Below are 22,526 nucleotides of genomic sequence, written 5' to 3'. Positions count from 1 at the left end.
CCCCTCAGGCGCGGTCGGCCACGCGCTCGCCCATGATGCCGGACGGGCGCAGGGTGAGCACCAGGATCAGCACCACGAAGGCGAAGATGTCCTGGTAATGGCTGCCGAGGAAGCCGCCGGTGAGGTCGCCGATGTAGCCGGCGCCGAGCGCCTCGATGATCCCCAGCAGCAGGCCACCGATCATGGCGCCGTAGATGTTGCCGATTCCGCCCAGCACGGCGGCGCAGAAAGCCTTCAGGCCCGGCAGCACGCCCATGGTGAAGGTGATGGAGGCGTAGTTCGCGCCCCACATCACGCCGGCCACGGCCGCGAGCGCGGCGCCGATGGCGAAGGTGGCGACGATCACGCGGTTCGCGTCCACGCCCATCAGGCCGGCCACGCGCGGGTTCTCGGCCACGGCCCGCATCGCGCGGCCCATGCGGGTGCGCTCGACCAGCAGCACCAGCGCGCCCATCGCGAGCGCCGCCAGCACCAGCAGCAGGATCTGGGTGTGCGAGATCAGCGCGCCCATGAACTCCACCGGCTCGGGCGAGAGCAGCTGCGGGAAAGGCAGCGGGCTACGGCCCCAGATCATCATGGCGAAGGTCTGCAGCAGGATCGAGACGCCGATCGCCGTGATCAGGGGCGCCAGGCGCGGCGCGTTGCGCAGGCGGCGGTAGGCCACCCGCTCGATCAGGATGTTGACCAGCACCGTGACGGGAATCGCCCCGAGGATGGCCAGCGCCAGCGCTAGGTACCCCGGCAGGCCGGGAGCATAGGCTTCGAGCAGCTTGACGATGGTGAGGCCGGCCATCGCCCCGATCATCAGGACGTCGCCATGCGCGAAGTTGATCAGGTTGAGCACCCCGTACACCATCGTGTAGCCGAGCGCGACCAGTGCGTACATGCTGCCCAGCACCAGGCCGTTGAGGAGTTGTTGGAGGAAGGTTTCCATCGTGCGCTTGTATGTTTCCAAGCAAAACGGCACTCCGGGTCGCCCCGCAGTGCCGTTCCGGCCTGGCGTTCATGTTCCGATTGCCGTCATCATAACTTGGCAAATGGAAAAGATGCACAGGATTTTGTACCCTATACCTGCGGGTTGTCGCTTTAAGCCGCTTTAGTCGCTTCAGGCCGCTTTCGCGCCGTCCAAGCCTTTCGGCAGCGGAAACACGACGTTCTCTTCCACGCCTTCGAGCGCGCGCACGCTGGCCGCGCCGAGTTCCTTGAGGCGGTCGATCACGGCCTGCACCAGCACTTCCGGCGCCGAGGCGCCGGCGGTCACGCCGATCCGTTTCTTGCCCTCGATCCACTGCGGATCGATCTTGCCGGCATCGTCGACCATGTAGGCCGGGGTCCCCATCTTGTCCGCCACTTCGCGCAGGCGGTTCGAGTTCGAGCTGTTCGGGCTGCCGACCACGATCACCACCTCCACCTGCGGCGCCAGGAACTTGACGGCTTCCTGGCGGTTGGTGGTGGCATAGCAGATGTCGCCCTTCTTCGGCTCGATGATGTTCGGGAAGCGCGCCTTCAGGGCGGCGATGATGTCGGCGGTGTCGTCCACCGACAGCGTGGTCTGCGACACATAGGCCAGCAAGTCCGGGTTGTTGACCTGCAGGGTCGCCACGTCTTCCACCGTCTCGACCAGGTGCATGCCTTCCTCGGCCTGGCCCATCGTGCCTTCGACCTCGGGGTGTCCCTGGTGGCCGATCATGATGATCTCGCAGCCCTGCTTGCGCATCTTGGCCACTTCCACGTGCACCTTGGTTACCAGCGGGCAGGTGGCATCGAAGATGGTCAGGCCGCGCGCCTCGGCGTCGGCGCGGACAGCCTTCGACACGCCATGGGCCGAGAACACCAGGGTATTACCCGGCGGGACGTCCTCGAGTTCCTCGATGAAGATCGCGCCCTTGTTGCGCAGGTCTTCCACCACGTAGGCGTTGTGCACGATCTCGTGGCGCACGTAGATCGGCGCGCCGAACTGGCGCAGGGCGCGTTCGACGATCTCGATGGCGCGGTCCACGCCGGCGCAGAAGCCGCGCGGCTGGGCAAGCAGAATCTCGTTTTCCATGAAGGTTTCCTGTTTACAGAACCGAAATCAGTTTCACTTCGAACTGCAGGGCCTGGCCGGCCAGCGGGTGGTTGAAATCGAACAGCGCGGTGGTCTCGCGCATTTCCAGCAGCACGCCGGCGAAACGGCCGCCCTTCGGTGCGTTGAACTCGATCAGTTCGCCCACCTTGTAGTCGGCGTCCGGCACCGAGTTCTCTTCCAGCGTTGCCTTCGACACGGGCTGGATCAGGTCGGGATTGCGTTCGCCGAAGGCTTCGAGCGCGCTCAGCTGGAAGGTCTGGTGCGCGCCTTCGGGCAGGCCCAGCAGGCGCTGCTCGAGGAAGGGCGCCAGCTGGCCCTGGCCCAGCATCAAGGTCGCGGGCGTGCCATTGAAGGTAGTGATGAGATCAGTACCGTCCGCCGTGGCAAGCCGATAATGCAGGGTCAGGTAGGAAGATGGGTTGACGACGTTCGACATGTTCGTTGTGGTGACAGGCAGGCCCGTTGCAGGCAAACCGCTATTGTAAGCCACGGCAGGCCCGCGCGCCTGGCCGCGCAGTTTTTCATACGCCCTTTTCATCGCAAGGATCAGACAATGAGAATCACGGAATGGCCGGAGGAACAACGTCCGCGCGAGCGCCTGCTGCGCGGCGGACCCGCGGTGCTGTCGGACACGGAGCTGCTGGCGATCTTCCTGCGCGTGGGCGTGGCGGGCAAGAGCGCGGTGGCGCTGGCGCGCGACCTGCTCGACCATTTCGGCTCGCTGCACCGGCTGCTGCACGCCAGCCCGCGCGAGTTCGGCGCCCTGCACGGCCTCGGCCCGGCCAAGTATGCCCAGCTGCAGGCGGCGGTGGAACTGACGCGCCGCGCCGTGGTCGAGGAGTTCGAACGTGCCGCCCTGTGCTCGCCGGACGCGGTGCGCGCCTACCTGCGCCACCAGTTCGCGCTACAGGCGCATGAATCCTTCGTGGTGCTCTTCCTCGACGTCAAGAATCGCCTGATCACCTCCCGCGAAATGTTCAGGGGCACGCTAACCCACACCAGCGTGTATCCGCGCGAAATCGTCAAGGCCGCCCTGCAATCGAATGCCGCGGCACTGATCCTGGCCCATAACCATCCGTCCGGCGTGGCCGAACCGAGCGAGGCCGACCTGCGCCTGACGGCGGCCCTGGTACAGGCCCTGGCCCTGGTCGATATCCGTGTGCTCGACCATTTCGTGGTGGCCGGGACACAGGTGCATTCCTTCGCGGAACACGGTCAACTTTGAAGCGCCTGGCACTGCCTGCAAGCTTACCGTTAAATGTTAAATATAAGTAGGAGCAAAAGACACAATTGTTTTTCGCAAGTGATTGATTTGCCTTCGCTTTTCACGCTATACTCTCGTTTTTCCAATTCTGGATATTCTTAAGGAGTGCACTATGGCACGTGTCTGCCAAGTTACCGGCAAGGGAGTGATGGTTGGCAACAACGTCTCCCACGCTAACAACAAAACCAAGCGTCGTTTCCTGCCGAACCTGCAGAACCGCCGCATCTTCGTCGAATCGGAAAACCGCTGGGTCTCCCTGCGTCTGTCCAACGCCGGTCTGCGCGTGATCGACAAGCTCGGCATCGATGCCGTGCTGGCCGACATGCGTGCCCGTGGCGAAAAAGTTTAATTAGGGAGCTATCATGGCAAAAACTGGCCGCGACAAAATCAAGCTGGAATCGACCGCAGGTACTGGTCACTTCTACACCACCACCAAGAACAAGCGCACCATGCCGGCGAAGATGGAAATCACCAAATTCGACCCGAAGGCACGCAAGCACGTGATCTACAAGGAAACCAAGATCAAGTAATCGATCTTGTTCCAGCAAAAGGCCGCCCGTTACGACTGGCGGCCTTTTTTATGCGCGGTGCACTTGCGTCGGCACAGCGCCCTGTTTTGCGCCGGCTTGCAATCCTTGCCAGGGCGTGCAAGCATCTCCTGTCGCCGACTTTCACACGCAACGCACACAGCATGCCTACGCTGCCCACGCTTCCCGTCCTGTCCGTCCTCGCGGCCTGCCTGCTGTGCGCCACCCCCGCACGTGCACAGTCCGCGCCAGACGCAATCGCGACGGTGCAGGTCAAGGCCAGCCCCAGGCGCCTGCTGTCCTACCGCGAACTGTTCTACCCGATGGCCAAGGCCGTGCAGGCCAGCCTGGCGGGCCGGGCCGCCGTGGCCGTGCAACTGCGGCCAGTGCGGGCCGGCGTACGTACCGACGACCTGGCGCTGTGGCTCGAGGGCGGCGGCGAGTCGCTGCCGGTGCCGCCTGGCGAGCACGGCCTGTACATCGTCCCGGTGGCCGACCGCATTGCCGAGCACGACGGCAGCCTCGCGATCAACAAGAATCCGTCCGACCTGCGCGTCAACCTGGTCCTGGTGCCGACCCTGGCGTCGGATGCCTGGACCATGGGCGAATTGCGGCGCCTGCTGCGCGACGTGCACGCGACCATCGACCCGGTAATGCCGTGGCACCACCGGCTCCTGATGCGCACGTCGATGCGCCGGCTGGGCGTCGCCGTGTGCAGCCTGTCGCCCGGCGCCGAAGTCGCCATCGCCGATGGCCAGCGCATCCTCGCGCGCTACCCGACCAGCGAACCCGTGCGCAACCATGCGAATGCCCCGGTCTACTGCCACCGCTTCACCGGCAACGAGGGCTTCGATCCGGATGCGCGCCTGGTCCTGCCGGACGATGCGCAGGTGCTGCTGATCTAGCACGCACAGCGCATGGGCGAAAAAAAACGGCTTCCGAAGAAGCCGTTTTTTCATCACCGGAAGCTCAGGCGTAGCTGCGCAGGCGCAGCGAGAAGTCCTGCAGGGCCTTGATGCCCGAGGCTTCGGCGCGCGCGCACCAGTCCTGCAACTGTTGCAGCAACTGGTCGCGGGTCGCGTGCGAACGCTCCCAGATCGCGCCCAGCTCCACCCGCATCTGGTGCATGGTTTCCAGCGCCTTGCTGTGCTGGAACAGCTCGACCAGCTGCTGCTTGTGCGAGGCTTCCAGCTTGGCCGGTTCGCGCTGCATCAGCTTGCGCGAGCTCTTCAGGAAACGGGTTTCCAGCTCGGCCTTGTGCTTCAGGTGCGCGAATTCCTCATGGAAGGCGTGGCGCACCGACTTCGCATACTTGGCCATCACGTCGTAGCGGTTGGCGATCACCGACTGCAGGGTGTCCAGGTCGGCCACCAGCTTGTCCTTGGCGAATTCCGGCTTCGGCGCCACCTTCTTCACTTTCGCCAGGCCCAGGGTTTCCAGGATGCGGATATAGCCCCAGCCCAGGTCGACCTCGTACCACTTGCTCGACAGCTTGGCCGAGGTGGCAAAGGTATGGTGGTTGTTATGCAGTTCCTCGCCACCGATCAGGATGCCGAAAGGAATGATGTTGGTAGCCGCGTCGCTGCAGTCGTAGTTGCGGTAACCCCAGTAGTGGCCGATGCCGTTGATGATGCCGGCCGCGGTGATCGGGATCCACATCATCTGCACCGCCCACACGGAAATGCCGACGATGCCGAACAGCGCGAAGTCGATCAGGAGCATCAGCACCACGCCCATGGCGCTGTGCTTCGTGTACAGGTTGCGTTCGATCCAGTCGTCCGGCGTACCGTGGCCATACTTCTCCATGGTTTCCTTGACCTTGCTCTCGGCGCGGTACAGTTCGGCGCCTTCGAACAGCACCTTGCGGATGCCGCGCGTCTGCGGGCTGTGCGGGTCTTCCTCGGTATCGCACTTGGCGTGGTGCTTGCGGTGGATCGAGGCCCATTCCTTGGTCACCTGGCCGGTGGTCAGCCACAGCCAGAAGCGGAAGAAATGGCTCGGGATGGCGTGCAGTTCCAGGGCGCGGTGCGCCTGGTGGCGGTGCAGGTAGATCGTCACGGCGGCGATCGTGATGTGCGTCAGCACCAGCGTCGCGATCACGATCTGCCAGGCGCCGAGGTCGAGCAGGCCAGTGGACAGGAAAGTCAGCACGGCTTGCGCGGGTTCGCTGCTAAAGAAATTCATTCAGTCTCCATGGATATTGCCTTGACGCGCCAGCCGGCGCGTCCGCAACCCGATATTTTACGCGGTTCCACTGATGCACGGCACGATTAAAAGCCGTGGGACACAGCTTATTTCAGGATGCGCTTGAAGGGCGCGCGACAAGCGATGTCAGGTGTGCATTGAGCAGGCGCCGCTCCATGGCCGGATTGGCAAGCTTGATGTCGCCGGACTGGACCAGCGCATAGATCTTGCGGTTGACATCGGAGATCGGGCCGCCCTGCCCGTTCTCCGGGTCGCCCAGCCAGAAGCCGACTTCCAGCTCGTAGCCTTCGGGGCCGAAGGCATTCAGCAGCACGTTCGGGGCCGGCGTGTCGAGCACCCGCGGCACCCCGAGCGGCTGGGCTTCCAGCAGCGGCATGACGCGCGACAGGTCGCTGTCGTAGGCCACCGTGAGCCTGGTGACGGCGCGCTGGTTGCGGTTGGTGGACGACTGGTTCAGCACTACCCCGGTAATCAGCATTTCATTCGGCAGCAGGGTCTGGGTGCCGTCGGTGCCGCGCAGCACGGTGTAGCGGGTATTGATGCGCGCTACCTTGCCGGAATACTTGTCGAGCGTGATCGGGTCGCCGATGGTCAGGCTGCGCTCGAGCAGGATGATGAAGCCGGACACATAGTTACTGGCAATGCGCTGCATGCCCAGGCCGAGGCCGACGCCGAGCGCGCCGCCGAACACGGACAGCACGGTCAGGTCCAGCCCCGCCAGCGACAGGCTGAACAGCACTGCCACCAGGATCAGCACCGCCCGGCTCATGCGCGCCAGCACGACGCGGATCGAGGTGTGCATGCGCTCGACATGCATCAGGCGCTCTTCCAGCGCCGCGCCGGCCCACAGCGCCAGCATCATCAGGACCACGATCGACACGGTGCCTTCGACCAGGTCAGCCAGGGACAGCCTGTGCTTGCCGATCGGCAGCTCGGTCTTCTCGAAGTAGTGGATCACGTCCGGCAGCACGCCCAGGATGTGCAGGGCGACACCGAGCCAGACCAGCAGCGCGAACACTTTCTCGAAGGTCTGCAGCGCGTCGCCCAGCGGGCCGCGGCGCGCGAACACCCGCCGCAGCAGGTAGAACACGGTACGGATCACGGCGAACGAGGATGCCAGCGGCACCGCCAGCGCGAACAGGTGCACGCTCTGGTAGTGCTGCAGGACCGTGCGCGTCACCGCCAGTAGCCCGAGGATCAGGAGCGGCGGCAGCACGCGGCTGAAGCTGGCCATTCCCAGGCCGATCAGGCCGGCATGCTGGTCCTGGTGGCTGGCCAGCCAGGAACGGTGCATGAGCCGCGCCAGGCCCCAGCCACCCACGATGCACAGGACGATCGCCAGCAGCTGCCACAGGATGGCAGGCTGGTTGAAGGCGCCGAGCAGGTCGGCCAGGGCTTCCTGGAGCGGCATGCGGCCTTATGCCTCTTCGCCGGCGTCGTCCTCCGCCGCATCGGCCGAGGCGGCCGAGGTAGCCGGGGCGGGCTTGGCCTTGGCCTTGCGCTCCAGCACGGCGGCGAAGAAGCCGTCGGTCTGGTGCTTGTGTGGCAGCATTTTCAGGTACTTGTCCATCTCGAGCGGGATCTTCTGCTCGGCCAGCACGGCGCTGGCCGGCACCAGTTCGAAGTCCGGGTGCGAGGCCAGGAACTGCTCGACGATGAAGTCGTTCTCTTCGTTCAGCAGGCTGCAGGTGGCGTACACCAGGCGCCCGCCGTTCTTGACCAGGCGCGCCGCGCCGTCCAGGATCGCGGCCTGCTTTTCCTGCATCTCGCCGACCGCTTCCGGGCGCTGGCGCCACTTGACGTCGGGGTTGCGGCGCAGGGTGCCCAGGCCCGAGCAGGGAGCGTCGACCAGCACGCGGTCGATCTTGCCGGCCAGGCGCTTGATCTTGGCATCGCGCTCGTGCGCGATCAGCACCGGATGCACGTTCGACAGCCCGCTGCGCGCCAGGCGCGGCTTGAGCTTGGACAGGCGCTTTTCCGACACGTCGAAGGCGTACAGGCGGCCGGTATTGCGCATGGTCGCGCCCAGGGCCAGGGTCTTGCCGCCGGCGCCGGCGCAGAAGTCGACCACCATCTCGCCGCGGCGCGCGCCGAGCAGCTGGGCCAGCACCTGGCTGCCCTCGTCCTGCACCTCGATCGCACCTTCCTTGAACAACGGCAGGTTCTGCAGCGCGGGTTTCTTCAGCACGCGCAGGCCCAGCGGGGCGTAGGGCATCGGCTCGGCGGCGATCGGCGCCTTGGCCAGCTCGGCGATGACCTCGTCGCGGTTGGCCTTGATGGAGTTGACGCGCAGGTCCAGCGGCGCAGGGGTGTTCAGCACTTCGGCCAGTTCCAGCGCCTCGGCTTCGCCAAACTGGGCCACCAGCTTCTCGTACAGCCAGGTCGGCAGGTTGGCACGCATCTGGGGCGGCAGCAGCTTGCGGTCGACTTCCTGGATGCGGGTGAGGAACTGGGTTTCGTCCTCGCTCAGGCCGCCGAGGGCGTCGATGCCCACGGTCTCGGACAGGCCCAGCAGGGCCAGCTTGCGCATCGAGGGCATGTTGCCGGCGCCGGCGTAATCGGTGAAGAAGGACTTGTTGCGCAGGACGGCATACACCGCCTCGGCGATGACGCCGCGCTCGCGGCCGCCGAAACGCGGGTGGTCCTTGAAGTAGCGCGACAGGGTGACGTCGGCCGGCGACGTAAAGCGCAGTACCTCGCGCAATACTTCTTCCGTATTGCCGAGGATCGCTGGTGGCAATCTCATGGTGTTCCTTGGTTTAAATGCTTGTGGGTGCGGCGGCGGCATCGAGGATGCGCACTTCGCCCTTGTCGATCCTGAGGCGGTCCTGGACGAACAGGCGCACCGCATACGGGTAGAGTCTGTGTTCCTCGACCAGCACGCGCGCGGCCAGGCTGTCTTCGGTGTCGTCCGCCAGTACCGGTACCCGGGCCTGAGCCACGACCGGGCCATGATCGAGCTCGGCGGTCACGAAATGGACGGTGGCGCCATGCTCGCGTTCGCCGGCGTCGAGCGCCTGCTGGTGCGTGCCCAGCCCCGGGAACAGTGGCAGCAGCGAAGGGTGGATGTTCAGCATGCGGCCGGCGTAGTGCTCGACGAAGGGCGCGGTCAGGATGCGCATGAAGCCGGCCAGCACCACCAGGTCGGGGGCGTAGCGGTCGATCGTTTCCTGCAGCGCCGCGTCGAACTCGGCGCGGGTGGCGTAGTCCTTGTTCGCGACCACGGCGGTCGGGATGCCGTGGCTGCGGGCAAAGTCCAGGCCCTTCGCTTCCGGCTTGTTGCTGATCACGGCCGCGACGCGGGCCGGCCAGCGCTCCGCTTCCAGGGCGCGCACGACCGCTTCCATGTTGCTGCCACGGCCAGAAATCAGGATCACGATGTTTTTCATAGCCGGCATTGTACCGTATCGCCGCCCGGCAACCGCCGCCGGACGGGGCTTGGGCGCATCAGCAACAGTGCAGGCGGATCGGACCGGAGCGGGCCCGAAGTCAGGCCAGCCCCAGGCAAACCTCAGGCAACGATCGCGAACGAATAGAATACCCGGAACGGCACCTTCTTCTCGGCCCAGAACTCGGCCGCGTCGCGGAACACGTCCAGCAGGTTCTCGCGCGCTTCCTTGTCGAACTTTTGCGCACTCGGCAATTGTTCGAGGACGACCAGGAAGCCGGGCTGGGGACCGGCCTCGGCAATGGTTTCGGTGAGGCACTTGCGCAAGGCATCGAAGTTCTTGCTGCAAGCTTTAGGAAAATAAAAGTTTTCGCCGATGCGGGCGCAGACCTGCTGCTTGGTCAGGGTATTCGCACAATGCGCATACAGGAAATGCTGACCCAGGCGCGCGGCCTCCTGCTGCAGTTCGGCGACGCGGAAGGCGCGGATCGACTGCACAAGATTGGGCGGCACTCTCATCAACAAACTCATTTTTTCCTCAGATTGACCAGGTCGGTGTAATGTGACACCGGAGCGCCACGGGTCGCGACGGTTGGCGTCCGCCACGTTCTGCTCTCCCCCATCATTTCCATGCGCCAATAAGACCCTCATTTGTGTAAGGGTAACGTTTTGTGGTATTGGAAGCAACCCAAATGTGATTCAGGGAATCGCATTTGTAAGCATTGTTTATTCATATATGCACACCCCGCCAGCCATTTCTGCTCCCTGCCATTCTGGAGGGACGCCGTGCGGGCTTGCAACGCTGTTACATTTTGTTGCCATGGGGATCGGACCGGCCCGGTGGATCGGATTTACCATAGGAGCCATGGAAGTCCGGTCGGCTCCCCCCACCAGACCCGTCGAATGCTCACTACGAGGTAGAACATGAATACTCAAGCCAAACTGATCGTTGCAGCAATGGGTCTTGCCGCACTGCCGCTGGCCCAGGCCCAGGATTTCGAGGATTTCGGCCGCGTGCTGCGCGTCCAGCCGCGCGTGGAACAGATCCGCATGCCGCGCCAGGAATGCCGCACCGATTATGTGCAGGCGCCGGTTCAGCAGCAGCGCGGCGTGGGCGGCGGCATCATCGGCGGTGTCGTCGGCGGCCTGCTCGGCAACCAGGTCGGTAGCGGCAGCGGCCGCGTGGCGGCCACCGCGGCCGGTGCGATCGCCGGCGCCATGGTCGGCGACCGCGCGGAAAACAATAACCGTCCGCAGGGCGTGCAGGAACAGGCGGTGCGCCAGTGCCGCACCGTGGAGGCCTACGAGACGCGCACCAACGGCTACGACGTGACCTATGAATACCGCGGCCAGACCTACAACACCCTGATGAACCGCGATCCGGGCAACCGCGTCCGCCTGCGGGTGTCGGTGCAGCCGGTCGACGGTTACTGATCTTTTCCGCAGCATTTCCGCAGCGCGGGCACGCGCATCTGCTTGCGCTGCGGGAACCCCTCCCCCGATAATAGGGCGATTCAACCAGGTTGCCCTATGCTCATCAAACGCAAATCCATCGAACAGGCCGAGTCTTCGCGCCGTCCCGCGCGCAAGCCGAAGTTCGCTCCCGTTACCCTGTCCGAACAGGACGGCGTGCGTTACCTCCATTTCGGCACCGAATGGGTCCAGGGCGCCATGCGCATCCGCAAGCCGGACTGGCCGGAGCTGGAATACGCGCAGCAGATGATGGCCTGGATGCTGTTCATCGACGCACCGCGCGCCATCGCCCAGCTGGGCCTGGGCGCCGGCACCCTCACCAAGTTCTGCTACCGCCAGTTTCCGCAAGCGCAGGTCAGCGCCGTCGAACTGAACGAAGCGGTGATCGGCATCTGTGCCTCGATGTTCAAGCTGCCGCCCGAGGATGCGCGCCTGCGGGTACTGCAGATGGACGCGCTCGACTTCGTGGATGATCCCGCCAACCACGGCGCCTTCGACGTGCTGCAGTGCGACCTGTACGACGCCACCGCGCGTGGCCCGGTGCTCGACACCCCGGAGTTCTACCAGGCCTGCAATGACTGCCTGGCCGAAAACGGCATCATGACGGTCAACCTGTTCGGCGACCACCCGAGCTTCGCCAAGAACCTGAAGGCCATGAAGTTCGCGTTCGCGCACGTGATCTGCCTGCCGGAGGTCCATGAAGGCAACGTGGTCGCGCTGTGCTTCCGCGACCGTCCGCAGCTGGACAAGGACAGCTTGCAGGCACGCGCCACGCAGATCGTGGCCGCCACCAGGCTGCCGGCCAAGGCCTGGGTCAAGGGCCTGCTCGCCGCCAGCTGACACACCTACCACAGGGAGCCGCATGACTACGCCCGCCGTCCAGAACGTCCAGAACGTCCCCTCACCGGCTCCCAGGGCGCCGCGCCTGCGCGCGCTCGACCTGCAGTCGATCTTTTCCTGGCTGCTGGCCGACGGCATCGTGCGCAAGGAAAACGTCAAGGCGCAGTTCGCCCAGGCCCAGGCCATCCTGAAGAACGCGGCCGGGTCGATGCATCCCTTGAGTGCGGTGGCCCAGTGCAAGCTGGTCTCGGAACAGCCGCCGCAACGCCTCTTGACCCTCGACGTGCTGACCGAATGGTGCGCCACCAAGGTCGGCCTGCCCTTCATCCGCATCGACCCGCTGAAGATCGACTTCACCAAGGTGGCGGACGTGATGTCGGCCAGCTATGCGGCCCGCTTCAACATCCTGCCGGTGGACATGAACGCCTCGACCCTGGTGGTGGCGACGGCCGACCCGGCCAACGTCGAGTGGGAAGCGGAGATCGCGAAGGTGGCGCGCCGCAGGATCGAACTGGTGCTGGCCAACCCGCTCGACATCGCCCAGTACATCTCGCAGTTCTTCAGCCTGGCCAAGTCGATCCGCGATGCCAACCGCCATACGGGGCAGGACCTGGCGATGCGCAGCAACTTCGAGCAGCTGGTCGAACTGGGCAAGTCGAACAAGCAGTTCGACGCCAACGACCAGCATATTGTCAACATCGTCGACTGGCTGTGGAGCTATGCGTTCGAGCAGCGCGCCTCCGACATCCACCTGGAGCCGAAGCGCGAGTTCGCCACCATTCGCTTGCGCATCGACGGCGTGCTGCACCAGGTCTACCAGGTGCCGGCGGCGGTAATGATCGCGATGACGGCGCGCATCAAGCTGCTGGGGCGGATGGACGTCATCGAAAAGCGCCGCCCGCAGGATGGCCGCATCAAGACCCGCACCGCCGGCGGCCAGGAAGTCGAGCTGCGCCTGTCGACCCTGCCCACCGCCTTCGGCGAAAAGCTGGTGATGCGCATCTTCGACCCGGAGGTGGTGGTCAAGACGCTACCGGAACTGGGCTTCCCGCCGGACGAGGCGGCGCGCTGGGATGCGCTGACCCGGCGCCCGCACGGCATCATCCTCGTCACCGGCCCCACTGGTTCGGGCAAGACCACCACCCTGTACACGACCCTGAAGGCGCTCGCCACCAGCGAGGTGAACGTGTGCACGGTGGAAGATCCGATCGAGATGGTCGAAGCTTCCTTCAACCAGATGCAGGTGCAGCCGGGGATCGACCTGTCCTTCGCCGACGGCGTGCGCGCGCTGATGCGCCAGGACCCGGACATCATCATGGTCGGCGAGATCCGCGACCTGCAGACGGCCGAGATGGCGATCCAGGCGGCGCTCACGGGCCACCTGGTGTTCTCGACCCTGCATACCAACGACGCCCCTGCCGCCGTGGTGCGCCTGCTGGAACTGGGCGTGCCGGACTACCTGCTGGAAGCGACCCTGATCGGTGTGATGGCGCAGCGCCTGGTGCGCACGCTCTGCCCCGACTGCAAGGCCGCAGGGGGCGAGTTGAGCGACGAAGTCTGGCAAGGCATCGGCGGCGCCTGGAACATCCCGAAGCCGGCCACGGTCTACCGTCCGATCGGCTGCCCGGAATGCCGCCAGACGGGCTTTCGCGGGCGTACCGGCATCTACGAGCTGCTGACGGTGAGCGAAGGCTTCGCCCGCATCGTGCGCAGCTCAGGCGACATCCAGCAGCTGCGCCAGCAGAGCGCGGCCGACGGCATGAAGCCGCTGCGCATCGCCGGCGCGATGAAGGTCGTCGAAGGCGTGACCACGGCGGACGAGGTATTGAAGGTGAGCGCGGCGCTGGCCTGACGCGGACCGTGCACGGTTGCCACTAGCGCAAACCGCAAGGCCCGGCTATAATGCGGCCTCTTTCGGGTCGTTAGCTCAGTTGGTAGAGCAGCGGACTTTTAATCCGTTGGTCGCTGGTTCGAGCCCAGCACGGCCTACCAGAATGCACAGAAAGCCCACGGCCACGGTCGTGGGCTTTTTGCTTTGTATCGGCATGAACCCGCGCCTTCCACTGCAGCGCTACCGGAAGTCTCTCGGACACGCGGTCTGGATATGCAGTGGCGCCCAGGATGCGCCGGCTGCACCTTGTCGACCAGCACGAATACCCAGGTCACGTCCACCATCGCCAGCAACTGCTGCGGACCATGCGCCCGCACCTGTTTCCTGGCCAGCTTGGCCATCGGACTGGCCGATGTACTAGCCAGTGTACAAGCCAGATCCATCCATGCCACAGGACCGGCGCGGCCCGGCCAAGCATGCGAACGCGGCCCAATCGGCAATTTCATTAAAATTAATGCAATCCATTTTTTTGGCCGATACCGTGAAACTCATCCAGAACGTCTTCCTCCTCGGCTACATGCTGATCGTCGGCCTGTTCTTCATTTGCGGCGTGGGCCTGATCGTGCTCGCCGGGGTGGAGACCTGGGATGCGCTCAATCCCGGCACTGAGCTGGAAGTGCGCAAGCGCTTCGAACTGATCCTGGAATGCGTGGGCCTGCTGACGATCGCGGTGGCGTCGCTGGAACTGGGCCAGACCGTGCTGGAAGAAGAGGTGCAGCGCTCGGTCAACATCAGCTCGCCGACCCGGGTGCGGCGCTTCCTGTCGCGCTTCCTGATCGTGGTGGTGGTCTCGCTCTCGATCGAATGCCTGATCGGCGTCTTCCAGTTCATGCACGGCCGTCCGGAATACCTGCTGCACTCGGCCGCCATCGGCGTGGCCGCGGCCGCCATCCTGGCGACCTGGGGCGTGTTCGTGCGCATGAACGTCGAGGCGGAAAAACTCGAGCCACACGCCATGAACGAAGTCGTGGCCGAGGACAAGGAAGTCGAGGGCTGAGCCTCGCTCCCTGCCCGGCCGCTGCGGGCCTGCCGCGACTCAGCGTCCGAACAGGCCACGCACCACCGAATCGACCACGCCCCTGGTCACCGATTCCTTCGCGGCTTCCTTCGCCGCCCCCGCTACCGAGCCAGGCGCCTGGCGCTGCTCAGGCTCGCCGTCCTGGCCCGCCATCGCCGCCTGCATCGCCCCGTCCATGCCCGGCATCAGCGAGGCGACCGACTTCAGGCGCAGCTTCACGTCCCATTGCGGTTCCCAGGCGACCTTCGGGTCCTGCGGCCGCGGTGGATAGGCCATGTTCAGTTCCTCGCCATACGCGATGACGCGCGACATCGACATCGCGCTCACCGCCTCCTTCGGCGCCACGCATTCGGTGGCCGAGGCCGGCAGCAGCACTTTTTCCTTCTGCCACTTGGCGATCGAGCCGTTGGGCTGGTAGTTCACCAGGCCCATGCCCATGTCCGGCAGTTCGCTCGAGCTCCAGTACACCATTTCCATCTCGCCGCCCTTGCTGGTGTCGCGCATGCCCATTGCCTGCACGAACCAGGCGCTGGCCTGCTGCATCGGCTTCCACCTGAACAGCACGCCGCCGCCGGCCTCGCCGCGGCTGGCCTCGACGGCAGGCATCAGGTCGTGCCTGGCGTCGACACTGAACCTGAAGCCGTCCACCACGCCGTCACCGGCAAACGCATGCTCGCCGACCAGCGAGGCGCCGTCCGGCAGGCGCCGCGCATCGGTCTTGTTCGGCCAGGCGGGGCGGCCGGGCGCCGGTCCGGGCACGCGGGTGGTGGCGCTGCGGTTCTGGAAGAACTTGCCGAACTGCGAGGCATCCATTTTCGCCAGGTCGATCACCAGCGGCTGGCCCTTGCGCACCTCGGCGCCGCAGCCCCAGTACAGGTACATTTTCCCTTTCGGCATCTCGAACTTCGCCGGTTGCGGCGTGTCGTCGGGAATGGGCTCGACCGGTCCCTGCTCGGGCGCCAGCAGGTTCAGCACCGGGCCCATCCTGGCGCCGGCCGGCACGCTCTGGGTCGCGGTCCTGAGCTTGCCGTTGTTGCGGGTCAGGAGCGTCACATCCATCCAGCGCCCCGGGCTCTGGGACTGGGTCATGCCGAAGCTGTTCTCGTTGTTCCTGGCGCCCAGCAGGCTCCCCATCATGCCGGCGGCGCCGGGCGGCATCGGCATCCCGCCGGAGAAGGTCGCGAGATCGATATAGGCCTGGCTGACAGGCGGCTTGACCTTTTGCGCCGGCGGCGCGGCCAGGGCGGAAGGCAGGATGAACAGGCCCGACACGGCAAGGGCGAGACGGCTTGGCGAGGACATGGAACCCCCTATCGGTATGGTAAGTGGATGCGGTACGGACTGGCTGTACGTCGAGCGCCCATTGTGCGGTCCTGGCGCCGGCCATCCCATCCCCTTCGAAGGGGGGACTTGGCGCACAGGCGGCGGACCGACCGTATCGGAAACAAATTGACATGAAGCACTTGGATATTCACGCAAACGCCGCTATAATGTCGGCTTCTTCGGGTCGTTAGCTCAGTTGGTAGAGCAGCGGACTTTTAATCCGTTGGTCGCTGGTTCGAGCCCAGCACGGCCTACCAAAGATTCAGCAAGGAAGGCGTCATGAGCGATCGTGACGCCTTTTTTGTTTTCCTTTCGCTCGGCGCCATGCCCTACACCCTCGCTGCTCCCGTCCACTTCGAACTCGTCATCAAGAAGAGCCGCTTCCTCGCCTGCGTCCAGCCGATGCCGGACCGCGCCGGCGCCCAGCAGGTCGTGGCCAGCCTGCGCGCCGCCCATCCCGGCGCCGCCCACGTGTGCTGGGCGCTGCTGGCCGGCGGCCAGTCGGCGGCGGTCGACGACGGCGAACCGAGCGGCACCGCGGGGCGTCCGATGCTCGACGTGTTGCGCCACCAGGACCTGGAAGGCGTGCTGGCCACGGTGGTGCGCTACTTCGGCGGGGTCAAGCTGGGGGCGGGCGGCCTGGTGCGCGCGTATACCGACAGCGTGGCCCAGGCCCTGCTCCAGGCAAGCAAGGTGCCGATCATCAAGCGCCAGGAACTGTGCTGCACCGCCCCGTACGCGCTCGAAGGCCTGGTGCGGCGCGAACTCGACGCGGCCGGCGCGCGCCTGCTCGCGGTCGCGCACGGCGACGATGTCCGCTTCGATTTCAGCCTGCCGGTCCAGGACGCGGGCGCGCTGCGCGTCCGCCTCGACGATGCCGGCCACGGGCGCATCGCCTGGCCGCGCACGGAGTCCGGCGCGCCATAGCGCAAGGCCATACCTGTCATCACCAGAGGAAAGCGGACTGCGCGCCGGCCAGGCGCTATAGTGCCGCTCCACCCGCCACTTCGCGTCCCACCTTGATCAAGAAGAGTCTCCTCCCCCTCGCCCTGGGCGGCTTCGGCATTGGCATGACCGAATTCGTCATCATGGGCATCCTGCCCGACGTCGCCGCCGGCCTGGGCATCACGATCCCGCAGGCGGGCCACCTGATCACCGCCTATGCGCTGGGCGTCGTGATCGGCGCGCCGACCCTAGTCAGCCTGCTCGCCCACCGTCCGCCACGCAGCGTACTGATGTGGTTCATGGCGCTGTTTACGCTGTTTAACGCGATGTCGGCCTTTGCGCCGAACTACGAAGTCATGCTGCTGTCGCGCTTCATGGCCGGGCTGCCGCATGGCGCCTTCTTCGGCGTCGGCGCGGTGGTGGCGCGCCAGCTGGCCGACGAGGGCAAGGTGGCGGCCGCGCTGGCCACCATGTTCACCGGCCTGACCCTGGCCAACGTGTTCGGGGTACCGGCCGGCACCTGGCTCGGCCACAACCTGAGCTGGCGCGCGGTGTTCCTGGTGGTGGCCGCGATCGGCCTGTTCACCGTGTTCGCCCTGCGCCGGCTGGTGCCGCCGATCGCGGCGAACGCGCGCACCAGCCTGCGCCAGGACCTGCGCATCTTCCGCAACCGCGCGCTGTGGCTGGCCCTGGCGATCACCTCGATCGGCACCGGCGGCTTCTTCGCCTTCTTCAGCTATATCGCGCCCTTGCTGACCGAGGTCACGCGCCTTCAGCCCGCGCGCCTCCCGATGGTGATGACGGTGGTTGGCGTCGGCATGACGGTGGGCGTGCTGCTGGGCGGCAGGCTGGCGGACCGGGTACCGCCGCTGCAGGCGATCCTGCTCCTGCTGGCCGGCATGAGCACGCTGCTGCTGTGCAACGGCCTGTTCGCCGCATCGCAGCCGGCCATGCTGCTGCTGGCTTTTGCCACCGGGGCCAACGCGCTGGCACTGGGTCCGCCGATCCAGATGCTGTTGATCGAGCATTCGCGCGACGCCGAAATGCTGGGTTCCTCGCTGGGGCAGTCGGGCTTCAATATCGGCAACGCCCTGGGGGCCTTCCTCGGCGGGATCCCGCTGAGCCTTGGCTATTCGTCCGCGGCGCCGCAGTGGGTCGCGGCCGGACTCGCGCTGGCGGGCGTGATACTGGCTGCGACGATGCTGGCGCAGGGCCGCGTTCAGGCGCGCGCCGCCGTGTGACACCCCATGCCTGCCAGCACCTCCTGCGAGCCCAGCACGGTGGCGAATTCCCCATGCAGGCTGGCCAGGGCCGTGCCGTGCATCTGCTCGGCCGTGTAGTGCCGGCCGTCCGGACCGGTACGTTCGAAGGTCGCGGTGGCATCCGCCACGACATGCGTGTCGAAGCCGAGGTTGCCGGCCATCCGCGCCGTCGTCGACACGCAGTGGTCGGTGCTCAGGCCGACGATCACCAGGGTCCCGATGCCGGCCGCGCGCAGGCGCGCCTCCAGGTCGGTGCCGATGAAGGCACTGTTGACGCCCTTGACCACCACCGGCTCGCCCGCCAGCGGCCGGGCCTCGGGCTTGTGCTCGTAGCCCGGAGTCCCTGGACGGAACAGTCCGCTTGGTGACGCCGAGCGGTGCTGGATGTGGAAGATCGGCCGGCTGGTTGCGCGCCAGGCTGCCAGCAGCGCGGCGATCGTTTGCTCGGCATCGGGGTTGTTGCGCCGGCCCCAGCTGGGTTCGTTGAAGGCCTGCTGCACGTCGATGCTGATCAGGGCTGCGTTCGCGGGTAATGGCTTCATTGATTGGTTTCACCGAGTGAGTCGAAGCGCCATCCTGCGCTCCTCATCAGGAAGGCACAACCGAAATGGCGGATAATGGCCGGCTTGACATGAAGGATTTCGATGGCATGAAACTGAACCAACTGACGATGCTGGTTGCCGTGGCCGAGCACGGCAGTTTCAGCGCCGCCGCCGCGGAGCTGGGCTGTACGCAGTCGCGCATCAGCCATGCGATCGCCGAACTCGAAGGCGAACTGGGCGTCAGCCTGCTGGCACGCGGCCGCGACGGCGCGAGGCCGACCGAGGCTGGACAACGGGTGCTGGCCAAGGCGCGCCAGATGCTGCGCCTGGAAGCCGCGCTGCGCGAGGCGGCCATGCCCGGCGGCGGCGTCGATGGCGTCGTGCGCATCGCGTGTTTCCGCAGCGTCGGCACCCATCTGCTGCCCCACGTGGTGGAAGCGCTGGCGCAGACCCATCCGGGGCTGCGCGTGGACATCGACGACAGCTGCGAGCAGCGCGCCGACGTCACCGGCGCCCTGCAGGACGGGCTGGCCGAGATCGGTATTGCCCAGCTGCCGCTGGCGGGGGCGCTGGCCTCGCACCCTTACCTGCACGACGATTACGTGCTGGTGGTTCCCGGCAGCCTGCAGCTGCCGCCCGAGAGCAACTCCGGCTGGCCCGCTTTCGGTGCCCTGCCCTTCATCGGCCTGAGCTGCAGCGGCGCCGCGGACATCCTGGCGCGCTGCCGCGCGGCGGGCTTTGCTGCCGAACCGGGCCGCCTGCTGGCCAACGACACCAGCATTGCCGCCATGGTCGGCCGCGGCATGGGCTATTCGATCCTGCCGCGCCTGGCCACCTTCCCCGAGCCGCCCGATGTGAAGATCCTGCCCTTGCCGATTCCGGCGCGGCGCCAGTTCGCGATCGCGGCGCTGCCGGACCTGATGCGCACGCCCCGGGTGCGGGCCGTCGTGCGCGCGCTGCGCGACCGGAAGCTGGCCGCCCTCACGCAGGCCGGCCGCGCCGGCATCGTCGGCTGGGAGTCGCAGTAGTCAAACGAGCGCCGCGTCGCCCAGCGCCTGGGCGGTCTCGGCAGCCTCGCTGCGCAGGATCTGCAGCGTGGCTGCGTCGAGCAGGCCGGGTGCGGTGTCGTCCCGCCTGGCACCCGGGCCGCCCAGCGGCGAGTCGACCAGCGCGTAGCGGTTGGCCAGCAGCAGGGTGTCGAGCAAGGTGTGCGGCTCCGGGTTCAGGACGCCGTCGCGCAGGGCGCCAATGGCCTGCGCCACCGCTTCCGGGATCGCCAGCTTGCGCATGATCTCCAGGCTGGCCACGTCCTCCACCAGCATGCTCCAGTTCTCGGTATCGTCCTCGAGCAGGCCGGGAAACTCGTCGGCGCGCGACAGCAGGTAGAAGCCGCCGACCTCGTGCACGATGCCGGCGAACAGGGCGGTGTCGGGATCGGTTCCCGTGACGTGGCGCGCCAGCGCCTGCGCCAGCGCCGCCACTTCGGCGCTGTGGGTCCACAGCTGTCCGGCCTTGACACGCAGCACCCGGTCGGCGATGCGATGGCCGAACTGGCGCACCATGAGCGCCGCCACCAGCCCGCGCAGGCGGCGGTAGCCGATGCGCAGCACCGCGGCGCGCACATTCGTGACCTGCATGTCGCCCTGGCCGAAGGCGGCCGTGTTGGCCAGCGCCACCGTGCGCGCGGCCAGCTGCGGTTCGGACAACACCAGCCGGATCGCCTCATCCACGTGGCAATCCGGATCGTCCAGGGCCAGCTGCAGGCGCAGCACGGCGTTCACGCTGGTGGGGAAACTGATCTCTCCCCGCGCGGCCTGGGCGGCAATGTAGCCGAAGGCTTCGAGTTTGTTCACCCGGGAATTATACCTGCGCAGGCGGGCGGTCCTGCCCGCTGCGGCCGGGCGGCGCGAAAAGCGCAAAAAGCCCGCGCCAGGGCGCGGGCTGCCAGCGCTGCCTGCGCTGCAGGCAGGCCTTACTTGACCTTCAGCGTGTTCTTCACCTTGCTCACGCCCTCGACGCCCTTGGCCACTTTCTCGGCGCGTTCGGCCTCCGCCTTCGACTCGACGAAGCCGCTCAGCATCACGACGCCCTTCTCGGTCTCGACCTTGATCGCCAGCGCGCTGGTATCCGGCTGCGCGGCCAGTCCGGCCTTGACCTTGGCGGTGATCGCGGTATCCGACATCGCGCCCGCGGTGCGGCTGCCGGCACGCTCGGTCTTGTCGACAGCGGTCGCGGCGGCGCCGCCGGCGGTCATCTCACGGGTCTTGTCGGCCACGCTGTGCGCCGCATTCTTCGTCTTGTCCACGACGGCCGCGGCGGCGTTGCGGGTCTTCTCGCCGGCGCGCTCCAGCGCGGTATCCGGCGCGTCCTTGTTCTCGACCAGGCAGGCGGTCTTGCTGCCCTTCTCTTCGCACTTCTCGACCGCGGCGGCCTTCACCGGATCCTTGGTGTCGGTGCTCGCGACCAGGCCGGCGCTGCCGGCAGCCGTGGCCGCGGTGCCACCGCTGCCGCCGGCACGGCTGTCGGCACGGCTGTCGGCGCCGCCGCGGAGCTCGGCCAGCGCCGCGGTGCGCACCGACTTGGCATTGTTCATGCAGCTGTCCTTGGCGTCGCCCTTCATGACGTCGCACTTCTCTTCGGCCAGCTCGTATTCTGCCTCGGCCAGCTTGCGGCGCGCGGCGTCGCGCCGGGCCGCGGTGTTGTCGTGCTTGGTGACCGCATCGAGTTCGGCACGGGCACGGGCCACGTCGGCCTGCTCTTCGCAGATGTCTTCATCCTTGAGCGCGTCGCATTTCTGTTTGGCGGCCTTGTGGTCGGCCTCGATCTTCTGCATGGCCTTGCGGTAGCCGGCAGCATCGTTCTGGGCCGCGGCGGGGGCTGCGGCGATGGTGGCGCCGACGGCACTGGCCAGCAGGGTGGCGAGGAGCTTGTTCATGATTGGTCCCTTTGTTCAGTTGTAGTGATGGCGTCCATTAGACGCTTCACCGCCGCCAGCATCTGTGCGACACCGAACAATGTATGGACATGTTGTTAACAAGCCCTAGTCGGCGCGCAACAGTCCTTCCCGCCACAGGCCGACCGCATCGTCGAAGGGAGCGGCGGCCGCGCCGAAGGCGGCGCCATCGCCCGCCAGGCGCACCCAGGCACGGGTATCGTGGCCACTGCGCGGCACCGCCACCCGCTCGCGCACGCCGGACAGCCAGTGGTAGACGCGCGCATAGTCGTCCGGATTGCTGCGCCGGGTCCAGGCCAGGGCGGCCAGGTCGGCAAAACCCTCCTCGCGCCGCGTTTCGCGCATCGCGCGCGACGCGGCCAGCAGCGCGGCGTCGGCCGCACGCTCGTCGCCCACTTCGACGAAACCGGCCGGCAGCGCATGCCAGGCCCCGCGGGCATAGCGCCAGCAATGCGCGATCTCGTGCGCCGCCATGGCTTCGATCAGCACGGCCTGCTCGGCTTCGGGAATCCCGGCCAGCACGGTTTCGGCATCGGGATTGTTGCGCAGGGACATCACGAGCTTGCAGCGTCCCTGGTCGAAACCCATGGCCAGCGGCACGTCGCCCGGACGCGGCCGGGGCTGCACGGTAATGTCGAGCGGCAGCTTGAGCTGCTGGGAATAGGCCAGCACCGGCCCGGCGGCGGCCAGCCAGCGCTGCTCGAGCGCGGTGAGCTCGGCGGCATGGAGCGCGGGAACGGACAGCGCCAGGCCGAGGGCGAGCAGCAGGGGCTTGAACATGAGAGTTTCTCCAAGGACAGTGAAATGCCTATCGGCAATTCTAGCCC

General features: G+C 66.4%; 24 protein-coding genes and 2 tRNA genes. 13 read left to right on the top strand and 13 right to left on the bottom strand.

Annotated features, from left to right (window positions below; translation table 11 throughout):
• Nucleotides 1–4 precede the first annotated feature (4 nt).
• The 3 genes from LE190_RS01240 to LE190_RS01230 form a co-directional block, all read right to left on the bottom strand.
• A complete protein-coding gene (locus LE190_RS01240) occupies nt 5–934 on the bottom strand; it encodes a branched-chain amino acid ABC transporter permease (protein WP_225237016.1) in 930 nt (309 codons plus the stop codon).
• Nucleotides 935–1,105: 171 nt separating this feature from the next.
• The gene (gene ispH, locus LE190_RS01235; RefSeq protein ID WP_225237015.1) at nt 1,106–2,047 is read right to left on the bottom strand and encodes a 4-hydroxy-3-methylbut-2-enyl diphosphate reductase; all 942 of its coding nucleotides are present in this window, start codon (nt 2,045–2,047) and stop codon (nt 1,106–1,108) included.
• A 13-nt stretch (nt 2,048–2,060) separates the two neighbouring features.
• On the bottom strand, nt 2,061–2,504 hold the full coding sequence (locus LE190_RS01230; RefSeq protein ID WP_225237014.1) for an FKBP-type peptidyl-prolyl cis-trans isomerase: 444 nt from the start codon (nt 2,502–2,504) through the stop codon (nt 2,061–2,063).
• A 117-nt stretch (nt 2,505–2,621) separates the two neighbouring features.
• Between LE190_RS01230 and radC the strand changes: the two genes are divergently transcribed.
• The 4 genes from radC to LE190_RS01210 all read left to right on the top strand — a co-directional run bounded on the left by radC (nt 2,622) and on the right by LE190_RS01210 (nt 4,764).
• A complete protein-coding gene (radC, locus tag LE190_RS01225; RefSeq protein WP_225237013.1) occupies nt 2,622–3,293 on the top strand; it encodes a RadC family protein in 672 nt (223 codons plus the stop codon).
• 151 nt (nt 3,294–3,444) lie between these two features.
• On the top strand, nt 3,445–3,681 hold the full coding sequence (gene rpmB, locus LE190_RS01220) for a 50S ribosomal protein L28 (protein ID WP_026354825.1): 237 nt from the start codon (nt 3,445–3,447) through the stop codon (nt 3,679–3,681).
• A 13-nt stretch (nt 3,682–3,694) separates the two neighbouring features.
• Nucleotides 3,695–3,862, top strand: coding sequence for a 50S ribosomal protein L33 (gene rpmG / locus LE190_RS01215; RefSeq protein ID WP_005665735.1), 168 nt, complete (start codon nt 3,695–3,697; stop codon nt 3,860–3,862).
• A gap of 161 nt (nt 3,863–4,023) precedes the next feature.
• A complete protein-coding gene (locus tag LE190_RS01210; protein WP_225237012.1) occupies nt 4,024–4,764 on the top strand; it encodes a hypothetical protein in 741 nt (246 codons plus the stop codon).
• 64 nt (nt 4,765–4,828) lie between these two features.
• Here the strand turns inward: LE190_RS01210 and LE190_RS01205 are convergent, their stop codons facing one another.
• From LE190_RS01205 to LE190_RS01185, 5 genes are all read right to left on the bottom strand, one after another.
• On the bottom strand, nt 4,829–6,043 hold the full coding sequence (locus tag LE190_RS01205; protein ID WP_225237011.1) for a DesA family fatty acid desaturase: 1,215 nt from the start codon (nt 6,041–6,043) through the stop codon (nt 4,829–4,831).
• A 112-nt stretch (nt 6,044–6,155) separates the two neighbouring features.
• Entirely contained in the window at nt 6,156–7,475 is a 1,320-nt protein-coding gene (locus LE190_RS01200; protein WP_225237010.1) for a mechanosensitive ion channel family protein, read from the bottom strand.
• A 6-nt stretch (nt 7,476–7,481) separates the two neighbouring features.
• Nucleotides 7,482–8,810, bottom strand: coding sequence for an RsmB/NOP family class I SAM-dependent RNA methyltransferase (locus LE190_RS01195; RefSeq protein ID WP_225237009.1), 1,329 nt, complete (start codon nt 8,808–8,810; stop codon nt 7,482–7,484).
• A 13-nt stretch (nt 8,811–8,823) separates the two neighbouring features.
• On the bottom strand, nt 8,824–9,453 hold the full coding sequence (purN, locus tag LE190_RS01190; protein WP_225237008.1) for a phosphoribosylglycinamide formyltransferase: 630 nt from the start codon (nt 9,451–9,453) through the stop codon (nt 8,824–8,826).
• A gap of 122 nt (nt 9,454–9,575) precedes the next feature.
• The gene (locus LE190_RS01185) at nt 9,576–9,983 is read right to left on the bottom strand and encodes a barstar family protein (protein WP_439847464.1); all 408 of its coding nucleotides are present in this window, start codon (nt 9,981–9,983) and stop codon (nt 9,576–9,578) included.
• Nucleotides 9,984–10,376: 393 nt separating this feature from the next.
• Between LE190_RS01185 and LE190_RS01180 the strand changes: the two genes are divergently transcribed.
• The 5 genes from LE190_RS01180 to LE190_RS01160 all read left to right on the top strand — a co-directional run bounded on the left by LE190_RS01180 (nt 10,377) and on the right by LE190_RS01160 (nt 14,653).
• Complete coding sequence (locus tag LE190_RS01180) at nt 10,377–10,886, top strand: glycine zipper 2TM domain-containing protein (RefSeq protein WP_225237006.1); 510 nt, start codon at nt 10,377–10,379, stop codon at nt 10,884–10,886.
• Between the two features lie 96 nt (nt 10,887–10,982).
• Entirely contained in the window at nt 10,983–11,765 is a 783-nt protein-coding gene (locus LE190_RS01175; RefSeq protein WP_225237005.1) for a spermine/spermidine synthase domain-containing protein, read from the top strand.
• Nucleotides 11,766–11,787: 22 nt separating this feature from the next.
• Nucleotides 11,788–13,617, top strand: a complete 1,830-nt coding sequence (gene tfpB / locus LE190_RS01170; protein ID WP_225237004.1) for a type IV pilus assembly ATPase TfpB — start codon at nt 11,788–11,790, stop codon at nt 13,615–13,617.
• A 64-nt stretch (nt 13,618–13,681) separates the two neighbouring features.
• A tRNA-Lys gene (locus LE190_RS01165) sits at nt 13,682–13,757 on the top strand.
• 380 nt (nt 13,758–14,137) lie between these two features.
• Nucleotides 14,138–14,653 carry a hypothetical protein gene (locus LE190_RS01160; RefSeq protein ID WP_225237003.1) on the top strand — a complete coding sequence of 172 codons (516 nt, stop codon included), beginning with the start codon at nt 14,138–14,140 and terminating at the stop codon, nt 14,651–14,653.
• A 39-nt stretch (nt 14,654–14,692) separates the two neighbouring features.
• Here the strand turns inward: LE190_RS01160 and LE190_RS01155 are convergent, their stop codons facing one another.
• A complete protein-coding gene (locus LE190_RS01155; RefSeq protein ID WP_225237002.1) occupies nt 14,693–15,976 on the bottom strand; it encodes a hypothetical protein in 1,284 nt (427 codons plus the stop codon).
• Nucleotides 15,977–16,178: 202 nt separating this feature from the next.
• Here LE190_RS01155 and LE190_RS01150 point away from each other — a divergent pair.
• The 3 genes from LE190_RS01150 (at nt 16,179) to LE190_RS01140 (ending at nt 18,183) form a co-directional block, all read left to right on the top strand.
• Nucleotides 16,179–16,254: transfer RNA gene (locus tag LE190_RS01150), tRNA-Lys, on the top strand.
• 67 nt (nt 16,255–16,321) lie between these two features.
• The gene (locus LE190_RS01145; protein WP_225238028.1) at nt 16,322–16,924 is read left to right on the top strand and encodes an IMPACT family protein; all 603 of its coding nucleotides are present in this window, start codon (nt 16,322–16,324) and stop codon (nt 16,922–16,924) included.
• A 92-nt stretch (nt 16,925–17,016) separates the two neighbouring features.
• Nucleotides 17,017–18,183, top strand: coding sequence for an MFS transporter (locus LE190_RS01140; protein ID WP_225237001.1), 1,167 nt, complete (start codon nt 17,017–17,019; stop codon nt 18,181–18,183).
• Here LE190_RS01140 and LE190_RS01135 read toward each other — a convergent pair.
• Nucleotides 18,162–18,746: a cysteine hydrolase family protein gene (locus LE190_RS01135; RefSeq protein ID WP_225237000.1), complete on the bottom strand. Its 585-nt coding sequence runs from the start codon at nt 18,744–18,746 to the stop codon at nt 18,162–18,164. The genes LE190_RS01140 and LE190_RS01135 overlap by 22 nt on opposite strands.
• A gap of 107 nt (nt 18,747–18,853) precedes the next feature.
• Between LE190_RS01135 and LE190_RS01130 the strand changes: the two genes are divergently transcribed.
• Complete coding sequence (locus LE190_RS01130) at nt 18,854–19,774, top strand: LysR family transcriptional regulator (protein ID WP_225236999.1); 921 nt, start codon at nt 18,854–18,856, stop codon at nt 19,772–19,774.
• On the opposite strand, the gene LE190_RS01125 is transcribed toward LE190_RS01130, so the two are convergent.
• From LE190_RS01125 to LE190_RS01115, 3 genes are all read right to left on the bottom strand, one after another.
• Nucleotides 19,775–20,599, bottom strand: a complete 825-nt coding sequence (locus LE190_RS01125; RefSeq protein WP_225236998.1) for an HDOD domain-containing protein — start codon at nt 20,597–20,599, stop codon at nt 19,775–19,777.
• Between the two features lie 119 nt (nt 20,600–20,718).
• Nucleotides 20,719–21,681, bottom strand: coding sequence for a BON domain-containing protein (locus tag LE190_RS01120; RefSeq protein WP_225236997.1), 963 nt, complete (start codon nt 21,679–21,681; stop codon nt 20,719–20,721).
• Nucleotides 21,682–21,786: 105 nt separating this feature from the next.
• Nucleotides 21,787–22,479: a hypothetical protein gene (locus tag LE190_RS01115; RefSeq protein ID WP_225236996.1), complete on the bottom strand. Its 693-nt coding sequence runs from the start codon at nt 22,477–22,479 to the stop codon at nt 21,787–21,789.
• Nucleotides 22,480–22,526 lie beyond the last annotated feature (47 nt).

Origin of the sequence: Massilia hydrophila (genome assembly GCF_020208145.1) — a bacterium.
GTDB lineage: Bacteria > Pseudomonadota > Gammaproteobacteria > Burkholderiales > Burkholderiaceae_D > Telluria > Telluria hydrophila.
This window is presented reverse-complemented; position numbering and strand designations above follow the sequence as displayed.